This window comes from Pseudomonas sp. AL 58, assembly GCF_036348395.1.
In the GTDB taxonomy this organism is placed as follows: domain Bacteria; phylum Pseudomonadota; class Gammaproteobacteria; order Pseudomonadales; family Pseudomonadaceae; genus Aquipseudomonas; species Aquipseudomonas defluvii.
Map to the genome: position 1 here is coordinate 1 of NZ_JAZBQR010000039.1, position 10,293 is coordinate 10,293.

The 10,293-nt window shown below is 59.5% G+C and carries 7 protein-coding genes and 2 pseudogenes; 1 reads left to right on the plus strand and 8 read right to left on the minus strand.

What is annotated here, in order from left to right; all coding sequences use genetic code 11:
• Window positions 1-212: pseudogene (locus UIA24_RS22600) on the minus strand (electron transfer flavoprotein subunit alpha/FixB family protein); the annotation flags it as partial.
• Window positions 213-962, minus strand: coding sequence for an electron transfer flavoprotein subunit beta/FixA family protein (locus tag UIA24_RS22605; RefSeq protein ID WP_099774007.1), 750 nt, complete (start codon window positions 960-962; stop codon window positions 213-215). It lies immediately after the preceding pseudogene.
• 554 nt (window positions 963-1,516) lie between these two features.
• Here UIA24_RS22605 and UIA24_RS22610 point away from each other — a divergent pair.
• Complete coding sequence (locus tag UIA24_RS22610) at window positions 1,517-3,181, plus strand: electron transfer flavoprotein-ubiquinone oxidoreductase (RefSeq protein ID WP_065761841.1); 1,665 nt, start codon at window positions 1,517-1,519, stop codon at window positions 3,179-3,181.
• A 67-nt stretch (window positions 3,182-3,248) separates the two neighbouring features.
• On the opposite strand, the gene UIA24_RS22615 is transcribed toward UIA24_RS22610, so the two are convergent.
• The 6 genes and pseudogenes from UIA24_RS22615 to UIA24_RS22640 form a co-directional block, all read right to left on the minus strand.
• Entirely contained in the window at window positions 3,249-4,559 is a 1,311-nt protein-coding gene (locus tag UIA24_RS22615) for an MFS transporter (RefSeq protein WP_065761842.1), read from the minus strand.
• A 77-nt stretch (window positions 4,560-4,636) separates the two neighbouring features.
• The gene (locus UIA24_RS22620; protein WP_099776585.1) at window positions 4,637-5,122 is read right to left on the minus strand and encodes a histidine kinase; all 486 of its coding nucleotides are present in this window, start codon (window positions 5,120-5,122) and stop codon (window positions 4,637-4,639) included.
• A gap of 260 nt (window positions 5,123-5,382) precedes the next feature.
• Window positions 5,383-6,249, minus strand: a complete 867-nt coding sequence (locus UIA24_RS22625) for a hypothetical protein (protein WP_330523992.1) — start codon at window positions 6,247-6,249, stop codon at window positions 5,383-5,385.
• Between the two features lie 519 nt (window positions 6,250-6,768).
• Window positions 6,769-7,683, minus strand: coding sequence for a DUF6708 domain-containing protein (locus UIA24_RS22630; protein ID WP_330523994.1), 915 nt, complete (start codon window positions 7,681-7,683; stop codon window positions 6,769-6,771).
• Window positions 7,676-8,653: a DUF6708 domain-containing protein gene (locus UIA24_RS22635; protein WP_330523993.1), complete on the minus strand. Its 978-nt coding sequence runs from the start codon at window positions 8,651-8,653 to the stop codon at window positions 7,676-7,678. The genes UIA24_RS22630 and UIA24_RS22635 overlap by 8 nt, the downstream gene beginning before the upstream one ends.
• Window positions 8,650-10,293, minus strand: a pseudogene (locus tag UIA24_RS22640) (toxin VasX); the annotation flags it as partial. The gene UIA24_RS22635 and the pseudogene UIA24_RS22640, both read right to left, overlap by 4 nt.

Genomic DNA, 10,293 nt, shown 5'->3' on the forward strand with positions numbered 1-10,293 from the left:
TCTGGCAACTGGTGCGCGTAGGCAGCGTTGTCGGCAACCAGCACCTTGCTGACGCCAGCGATGTTCGCAGCGGCCTGCGCTACGGCACCAACGCCCTGGCCAGCAACCAGTACGTGAATATCACCACCGATTTTCGCAGCAGCGGCAACAGTGTTCAGGGTGGCCGGGGCAACGGCACCGTTTTCGTGTTCAGCGATAACCAGGATAGTCATTTAGATTACCTTCGCCTCGTTCTTCAGTTTCTCGACCAGTTCAGCAACCGACTTGACCTTGATACCCGCGCTGCGTGCAGCAGGCGCTTCGACTTTCAGGGTCTTGGTGGTGGAAGCGGTGGAAACGCCCAGGGCGTCCGGGGTAACGGTTTCCAGCGGCTTCTTCTTGGCCTTCATGATATTGGGCAAGGAAGCGTAGCGTGGCTCGTTCAGGCGCAGGTCGGTGGTAACGATGGCTGGCAGGTTCAGCGCAACGGTCTGCAGGCCGCCGTCGACTTCACGGGTGACGTTGACCTTGTCACCGGCAACTTCAACCTTGGAAGCGAAGGTGCCCTGAGCGAAACCGCTCAACGCTGCCAGCATCTGGCCGGTCTGGTTGTTGTCACTGTCGATGGCCTGTTTGCCAAGGATCACCAACTGTGGCTGCTCCTTGTCGACAACCGCCTTGAGCAGTTTGGCCACGGCCAGGGAATTGAGCTCTTCAGCGGACTCGACCAGGATGGCACGGTCGGCGCCCAGCGCCAGCGCCGTACGCAGTTGCTCCTGAGCAGTGCTCGGGCCGATGGTAACGACGACGATCTCGGTCGCCACGCCTTTTTCCTTCAGGCGTACGGCCTCTTCCACAGCGATCTCGCAGAAGGGGTTCATGGACATCTTGACGTTAGCAAGGTCGACGCCGGAGTTGTCCGCCTTGACGCGAACCTTGACGTTATAGTCGACCACTCGTTTGACAGCTACAAGAACCTTCATGGATTCCTCGTTACTCTCCGGTGAAAAGAATGTCGCCTGGGGCGAGCCCGGCGATTGCGCGTGGGTACAAGGGCACCTCTAAAAACGATTTCGGGCAGGCCAAGCGGAACTGACTGATCAGTCCTTTTTTGACCTTTTAATAGCAAAACCCGTGGGTCATTCTGTGTCGTGGCGTGTAAACTCCACTACAAAGCGGGTTTTGGCTTAACTGCCCTGCTTTTTGCCAGGTTTTAGGGGTGCTCCTGCATCCTACGATCAGCCTACGGCGAGCGTAAAACCGCTCGTATCTTGACCGTAACACCCAATCCGGTCAATACGGCAAACCGGCCAGCTTCAAGCCGCGCCTCTTTGATTTTACTGGCCTGCGGCAAATTCAAACAAACGTTTGTATTGGACCGCGCAAGTGGTGTAGATATAATGCGCGGCCAAGAGAAAGCGGTGTAGTCCGTCATCGCCCGAGCTACAGCGAAGGCATCGCCCCTTACGCCTGATCGGTGACCGCCTGGCACCCGCCAATAAAGAAAAAACGATGAGCCTTGAGTAGGAGAGAACCTGTGGAACGCGAATACATGGAATTCGACGTGGTCATCGTCGGCGCTGGCCCGGCAGGCCTGTCCGCCGCCTGCCGACTGAAGCAGAAGGCCGCCGAAGCCGGTAGCGAAATCAGCGTCTGCGTGGTCGAGAAAGGCTCCGAGGTCGGCGCACACATCCTCTCCGGCGCCGTATTCGAACCGCGCGCACTGAACGAGCTGTTCCCAGACTGGAAAGAACTGGGTGCCCCACTGAACACGCCGGTCAAGCGCGACGACATCTACGTGCTGAAGAACGCTGACAGCGCGGTCAAGGTACCTGACCTGTTTGTGCCGAAAACCATGCACAACGAAGGCAACTACATCATCTCGCTGGGTAACCTGTGCCGCTGGCTGGCGCAGCAGGCCGAGAACCTGGGCGTGGAAATCTACCCAGGCTTTGCCGCCCAGGAAGCGCTGTTCGACGAAAATGGCGTGGTTCGCGGCATCATCACCGGCGACCTGGGCGTCGACCGCGAAGGCAACCCGAAAGAAGGCCTGTACACCCCGGGCATGGAACTGCGCGGCAAATACACCCTGTTCGCCGAAGGCTGCCGTGGCCATATCGGCAAGCAACTGATCAAGCGTTTCAACCTGGACAGCGAAGCCGACGTGCAGCACTACGGCATCGGCCTGAAGGAAATCTGGGAAATCGACCCGGCCAAGCACCAACAAGGCCTGGTAGTTCACACCGCTGGCTGGCCGCTGGACATCATGGCGACCGAAAACACCGGCGGCTCCTTCCTCTATCACCTGGAAAACAATCAGGTGGTGGTCGGCCTGATCGTCGACCTGTCCTATGGCAACGCCTACCTGTCGCCGTTCGACGAGTTCCAGCGCCTGAAACATCACCCGGTACTCAAGCAGTACCTCGAAGGCGGCAAGCGCATCAGCTACGGCGCCCGCGCCCTGGCCAAGGGCGGCCTGAACTCGCTGCCGAAAATGGTTTTCAAGGGTGGCGCACTGATCGGCTGCGACCTGGGCACCATGAACGTTGCCAAGATCAAGGGCAGCCACACCGCGATGAAGTCCGGCATGCTCGCCGCCGACGCCGTTGCCGAAGCACTGCTGGCTGGCAAGGAAGGCGGCGATGAGCTGACCTCCTACGTCGATGCGTTCAAGGCCAGTTGGCTCTACGAAGAGCTGTTCGCCAGCCGTAACTTCGGCCCGGCCATGCACAAGTTCGGCCCGCTGCTGGGCGCCGCCTTCAACTATGTCGACCAGAACTGGTTCGGCGGCAAGCTGCCATTCACCCTGCACGACACCAAACCGGACTACGCCTGCCTCAAGCTGGCCGCCGACTCGACCAGGATCGACTACCCGAAACCAGACGGCAAACTCAGCTTCGACAAACTGAGTTCGGTGTTCCTCTCCAGCACCAACCATGAAGAAGAGCAACCGTGCCACCTGAAACTGGCGGACGCGAACATCCCGATCAAGACCAACCTGCCGCTGTACGATGAGCCCGCTCAACGCTACTGCCCTGCCGGCGTTTACGAGGTGGTCACCCAGGAAGACGGCAACAAGCGCTTCCAGATCAACGCCCAGAACTGCGTACACTGCAAGACCTGTGACATCAAGGACCCTTCGCAGAACATTACCTGGGTCGCACCGGAAGGTGCTGGCGGGCCAACTTACCCGAACATGTAAGCCGCACGCCTAAAAAAGCCCCCTCACCGTTCAGGTCGAGGGGGCTTTTTTGTTGCTCATTGCCCGCTTAACACTGCAACGCCTCGTCGGCAAACACCCCATCGTTTCTGGCGCCAAAATACACCGCCGCGGCGGCACCGACCGTACCCATGACCAGTGCAAAACCGGCACAGACCCAAGGGCTCCAAGGCATCAAGGCGATCAACATCAGCGGTGTGACACTGGCCCACAGGGCATAGGCGATGTTGTAGGTGAAGGAAATGCCCGACACGCGAATCTGAGCCGGGAACAAGCTGACCATCACCGAAGGCACGACGCCGACCACGCCACAGCTCAAGCCCGCCAAGGCGTAGGCTAACCCGGGCCAGCTCCAGCCACCGATCAGGCTGGCATACAAACCGGCGATACCCAGCGGCAGTAATAGGCTGTAGATCGTCAAGGCGCGCCAGGCACCGATCCGATCAACCAAAAGGCCAGCCAGTACGCAGCCAATATTCAGAAAGACAATCCCGATGCTGCTCAGGGCAAAGGTATGGCCGGCCGTCATGCCAAACCGTTGCTGCATCACCGTTGGGGTGATGACCACCAGCACCACCACCGCCGAGGTCAGCACGCAGGTGAGCAGCACCGCCGGAACCAGCGCCTGGCGATGCTCACGCAATACCGTACGCAAGGGGAACGCCACTGGCTGTTCACGGCGCTCGCGCAGGGCCAGGAACACCGGCGTTTCACTCAGCCAACGACGTAGCCACACGCCGATCACCCCAAACACACCACCGAGCAGGAAAGGCAGGCGCCAGGCGTAATCGAGTATTTCCTGGGGGCTGAACAGCTGCGCCAGCGCCGTTGCGGTCAGAGCGCCCAGCAGGTAGCCAAAGGTCAACCCCGCCTGCAAAAAGCCGAGGGCATAGCCACGGCGCCCGGGTGGCGCATGCTCAGCGACGAACACCCAGGCACTGGGCACCTCACCGCCGACCGCAGCCCCCTGGAAGATGCGCAAGGCCAACAGCAGCAGGGGCGCGAAGTAGCCAATCTCGGCATAGGTAGGCATCACACCGATGAGCAGGCAGGGCAGCGCCATCATCAAGATGCTCAGGCTGAACACCTTCTTGCGCCCCAGATGGTCGGCAAAGTGCGCCATCAGAATGCCGCCCAATGGACGAGCCAGATAACCGGTGACAAAGATGCCGAAACTTTGCAGCAGGCGTAGCCACTCAGGCATCTGCGGCGGGAAAAACAGCTGGCTCAGGGTCAGGGTGAAGAACACGAAAATGATGAAATCGTAGATCTCCAGCGCGCCGCCAAGGGCGGCCAGGCTGAGGGTCTTGTGGTCGCTACGCGACAGCCGCAGCGGGCTCACAGGGTGGGAGGCAGTCATGGCAGGTCCGTGGTCGAGAAACAGTCGACGCGCATCCTGGCGCGCGGGGCAGGCGCAAGAGGATAGCAAAAACAGTTTCAGGATTGCCGGGAAAAGACCGTCGGTCCCAGGCTGGAGCCACGCCCGGTATGCTTGGGCACGCTGGCACTGCCTCCAGGGCCCGGCAGACGTGCGATCACCATCGGGGCGTCGATGATCGCCATGAACGCCTCCAGCGACTCGTTGTCTGGCACCCTCGGCAGCCTCACGCTCACCGCCTGGCGCTTCCCGGCGGGCACAGCGGGAATTTTCAAATGCTGCGATTCATAGAGCAAGGCGTGCTGGATCTGCGCATGAACACGGCAAAAGCGCTCCAGATCAACCCCCGCATGGCTTGCCAGGTCTATATTGCCGATCAACAGGTTGAAGGGCTGCAACGCATTCTGCACCAGGTGCTGCAACTCTTCGAAGGTGCGCACAGGCGCGATCCGGTAATAGCCCATGCCATTGAGCATCTTCTCCAATTGCAGAAGTTGCGTGGGGTGTTCATCGGCAATCAGGATTCGCAGTGCTTTGTTTGGCATCATCAACGACCAAGGTTGAGGACTGAGTGACAACTCCTTGACCATTACAGCGCCGGTGTTCAATGGCTGGCTATGGCGAGCACATCGCCAAATGATGGGTCTGTATTGATAGAAGTCGGGAAACCCGAGGAAATCAAGTCGACACCGCACGATACCCAGTCGAGGCATCCTCCACCCCGTTGGACGAGCGACAACCGATACTGCGTTAGACGATTACGGCCTGAAGACTGCCTGGGCATGAAAGCAGCGAAGATCGGGCGCTACTCCTGAGACGCGGCAAATAGCCACTCATCGGCAACGGACGCCGACGCCTCGACATAGCGTGATCGAGCCTTGGATTTGCGACTGCTGATCCTCGACATGCATGCACACTCCGGGCACCAGTGCCTGGCCCTGATGGTTGCCAGCGGGGCATGCCAGCTATGCCCGCGATCACACAGCCAATGAAGCTTGGTACTGTTGTTGACGTACGTCGTGGACAGGCATTGCCCGCCACGCGCCTGCGCCTCCCGCTGAGCATCACGAATGCTCAAGCGCTTGGCATCATGGACGCACACCGTGCACCAGGTTCCGCGAAGAAGCCGCTTACCCGTCGCACGCCACTCGTGCCCCTTTGCGCAACGCATGAGGTAGCGGGCAGCGGACCCCTCATAGCGATCGGCCAGGCAAACGCCGCCCCGCTCTGCCGCCTTGCGCTGCAACCGCGCCAGGCCATCCCGTAGACGATACTCGACCACCTTGCGCAGCCGGGCACATTCCGGACACCAGGTGCGCCTCAACACTTCATTACCCACCGACGCCCACATATGCCCCTGGGCGCAACGGAACGCGTAGGCCTGATGCCCACCCGCGTAGACCTCGGCCAGGCAGACTCCACCGTGCGAAGCAGCTACCTGCTGCAACCTGAGCAGACCATCCTTGCGGCGCATGCGCTGGCTGTGTTTCTCGTGCCCGCAGGTCGGGCAATTGGCACTGCGCAGCACGTGAGACCCCTTGCGGCGCCATTCATGCCCCTGCGGGCAACGAAAGCGGTGCATTGCATCAATGCCCAGCCACGCCGACTCCAGGCAGGTCACACCCGCGCATTCGGCCCGGGCAAACAAGCGCCGATCACGATCCTGTGCCACACACACCCGACACCCTCCTGACCGCGGGCTCGAAATGACCAGAAGCGCCCTGCTGAACACGTGGTTGCGACTGCACCGGAACCGATACGCGGCCTCCTGGCCTCGCCACTCGCGATCCAGACACACAAGCCCCAACCGCACCATCGCTGCACGAAGGCGTGGCAAACGCTGAAGCAATGGGTTGTCATCCCACTCGGCTGCGCTGTGCTTGACCCCATCATCCAAAGCAATCCCTCCGGCAAAAAACACTTGATCCCTCACCTGGCTTTTCTGGCCGTACTTCACTCACGCCCGTATTTTTTGCGCCCCGACTGTCGCTAAAGGTCAACACCTGAGAGCCGTGCCCAGGCGACTGAAGGCCTGACCGAATCGCACGTGATGGGTGGTTGCAAACAGTTCCTGTCCTTTTTGCAGCAGCAGTAGACGGCATGCTCGCGCCTGCCGTAGCGCCTCGAATACGAAGGGTTCGAACGCTAGCAGATGGCCTTCTAGAGGGATGTAGGACGCTTCCGAAAGTTGTTACAAGCCCGCTGCCGCCAGCTCCGCTTCACGCTCAGCGATAGCCGCTTCCAGTTCAGGTGAGCGCTTGGCCCACTGTTCGGGTGGCAGGGGTTTTGACCATTCGCTGATCTCGGGGTACGGCAGGTCCGGTGGTGCAGACAATTTCAGGTTCTGTGCTTTCTCTGCCAACCAGGTTCCAAAGACAGTGATGAAAAATATCCCGTGCAACACATCAAACACATCACCTTTACGCAAGCTGGTGACGATTGAGCCTATTTGCGTCTTTTCATAAGGTATTTCCCCAACCCGACTATCAGGAACTGCCTGCGGCCCGACTTCCATGTAACTGCGCATGCACTCCCACAAGGCCATCGCCGTAGTACCGCCGCCACAGTTGAAACCCAGGCTGAAATGCTGGTTGCCTTCCTGTGCATCGGGATCGGGGTTGTCAAAGCCGATGAATAACAACCCCATTTCCATTCGCCCCCCTTGACTGACGGTCGAATGCTGCACGGCCGCTGCGGTCACCGATTCCCACGGCACAATCCAGTACTCACCGTCTTCGCGAGGGACGCAGACTTCGCGGCGTTGGCGGTTGAAGCGCAAGGGCAAGGGGACTGGGCGGAATAGGCTTTGGATCAAAATAAATGATGGAACACCAACGATGAGTCCTGCTCCGATAGCGAAGATGTACCAGAGGTCATCATCCCAAGAGTAATACCCCATAATCAGAAACATCATCGCAAGGGGCCATATGACCATCACCCCTGATCCAATGCTGTAGCTCCCAATATCGAGATACACCTCATTCTTGCGCCAGATGGTGTTGAGTACATCCGCCGGCTGTTCACCGGTCGGGATCGGCAGGGGGGCCAGGTAGTCACGTTGTGAGAACAGGCGCTTTTTGGTTGTACCGGCTGCCGGTCTACTCATCATTTCCCCGGCTCAAGGCAGGCGTCGACTTCGCCGCCAGTTCAGCCTCACGCTCAGCGATGGCTGCTTCCAGCTCAGGTGAGCGCTTGGCCCACTGTTCGGGTGGCAGGGGTTTTGACCATTCGCTGATTTCGGGGTACGGCAGGTCCGGTGGGGGTGAGAGCTTCCAGGTTTGCAGCATGAAGGCCAACGGCGCGCCGAACACGAACAGGGCAAACACCAGCCATAGTGCCTTGTGCATGCGCCCAGTGACGGCATACTCGCGAATGCCATCCATGTAATTACAACATTCGCCCCAGAAGACGTTTCGCCCTTTAAGCCTTGCGCGGGCACCTTCAAAGTCGTTGGCTTCAGGTAGCGCCTGCGGCCCGACTTCCATATAACTGCGCATGCACTCCCACAAGGCCATCGCCGTGGTACCACCTCCACAGTTGAAACCCAGGCTGAAATGCTGGTTACCTTCCTGTGCATCGGGATCGGGGTTGTCAAAGCCGATGAATAACAACCCCATTTCCATTCGGCCCCCTTGGCTGACGGTCGAATGCTGGACGGCTGCTGCAGTGACCGATTCCCACGGCACAATCCAGTACTCACCGTCTTCGCGAGGGACGCAGACTTCGCGGCGTTGGCGATTGAAGCGCAACGGCAAGGGGACTGGGCGGAACAGGCCGTGGATCAAGATAAATGATGGAACACCAACGATGAGTCCTGCTCCAATAGCGAAGATGTACCAGAGGTCATCATCCCAAGAGTAATACCCCATAATCAGAAACATCATCGCAAGGGGCCATATGACCATCACCCCTGATCCAATGCTGTAGCTCCCAATATCGAGAAACACCTCATTCTTGCGCCAGATGGTGTTGAGTACATCCGCCGGCGGTTCACCGGTCGGGATCGGCAGGGGTGCCAGGTAATCACGTTGTGAGAACAAGCGTTTTTGGGTTGTACCGGCTGCCGGTCTACTCATTTTCGCCACGTCGGCTGCAGGTAGCGCGAGCATTGCTGCTGGTCACTCAACAGGTAATGCCGGGCACTGTCCAAACCGGGAGTAGGATCGTCACGCAGGGCGACGACGCCATCTTTATGGGTGATGGTAAAGGCCACGCCCCGTTCGCCGCCGACAAAGGCGCCCTCGCCGAGCAGCGAGATCAGTGGTGTCCGGTAGTACACGCGCAGCGAAACATTGGCGGGGTTTGAACTGAGGTTGTTCGACAGGCGAAACTCACCGTGCAAACGCAGGCCTTGCCCCTCTTGGTGGGGTATCCAACTGCAGCGGCTTTCCGCCAGCCAGTATTTACCGACATCGCACCATAAGCGCGGCGGTGCCACGGTGCTGAGTGGGTTCATCTCCAGTTGCATATCCCAGGTATCACGATCGATCGGGTCACCGATCATGGCCAGCGCCAGGTAGGTACTGTGGGGTTCCGCACCCGGCAGGTCGAGGGTCAGGCTTCTGATGACTGAGAGGCTGCGTTTAATGTAGGGATGAGCTGAATAGGTCAGCGTGTTGAGCACCTCAACACTGACCTTCGGCGCATACAGGATGCGGTACAGCTGGGCGAACTCCTGCTGCTGCGCCTCAGGCGAAACGGGCCCCAGGTAGCGCGCCCGTTGTTTGGACCAGCAGCAGTTGGCGAGAAAAGTCTGCAAGGGCTTTTGCTGGAAAAACCAGGCGATCAGGTACAGCATGCCCAGCCCGGCGATCAGGATCGTGACCGGCCCCATCCAGAGTGAAAAACCTGCAATTGCGGCATCGACGGTCATGACACCAGCGATAGCCCTGGCGGTATAGGCTACACCGAGTAATGCTTGGGTGCCGAAAACCGCCACTTGAGCGCCAACGACGGAGTGGCGCATGTCCAGCCATGGATCTATAGAGTTGTGGGAGTTTTCCAGTTGCGTTTGTAGTGAGCTGAATTCTTTAAATGCTGCATAAAATGACAACCCACCAATAACACCACCAAACAACGTCAATACAGGTGCGCTTGCCCAGATATTATTAGGAAGCTTTGCTGAAACTTCTTTTACCCCCAACCCCTTCCGAATCTGCATATCCACCACCGCCGTCAACGCCGCCCCGGCATACAGCGTCGCGGAAATCGTGTCGTTGATCCGCTGATTGTCCATCCCCTCCAGCGCACTGGCCTGGCTCAGGTAGCTATTGGCATTCCAGCTGTTGAGCAGGAGCACCATCAGGGCGATCAAACCGCCGCTGTTTTGCACCACCTTGCTGTTGAAGATGCCCGCCGGTTGTCCCTGGCTAATGGCCCGCCCGGTCGACTGGGCCCAGCGCCACAGTTCCTCGGCCGAGTCACCAAACAGGCGCAGTACCGGTTTGCCAGCTTCCATGCCCCAGCGCGCCCCGGCCCCCGTGCCCAGCTTGATCGCCACCAGCAGGCTGTTCCAGGTCGGGCTCAGGGCCATGGCTTCCTCGCCCCTGAGCCGCAGCAAGGCCGCGCCGAGGCGTTTGACCAGGGTATTCCACACGCCATGGGGGTTGCTGGCCAGCGCGCCGATATCGTCCAGGATTGCCCGGCTCAGCGGCGCCAGGGCCTTGGCCAGGGCTTCATAGGCGTTGCTGCGGTTTTCCTGGGCCAGGGCGCCGAG

Bases quoted from the DNA above. Each gene is read 5' to 3' on its own strand.
- UIA24_RS22605 (WP_099774007.1), bottom strand. From the start codon at position 962: ATGAAGGTTCTTGTAGCTGTCAAACGAGTGGTCGACTATAACGTCAAG.
- UIA24_RS22615 (WP_065761842.1), bottom strand. From the start codon at position 4,559: ATGACTGCCTCCCACCCTGTGAGCCCGCTGCGGCTGTCGCGTAGCGAC.
- UIA24_RS22620 (WP_099776585.1), bottom strand. From the start codon at position 5,122: ATGCCAAACAAAGCACTGCGAATCCTGATTGCCGATGAACACCCCACG.
- UIA24_RS22630 (WP_330523994.1), bottom strand. From the start codon at position 7,683: ATGAGTAGACCGGCAGCCGGTACAACCAAAAAGCGCCTGTTCTCACAA.
- UIA24_RS22635 (WP_330523993.1), bottom strand. From the start codon at position 8,653: ATGAGTAGACCGGCAGCCGGTACAACCCAAAAACGCTTGTTCTCACAA.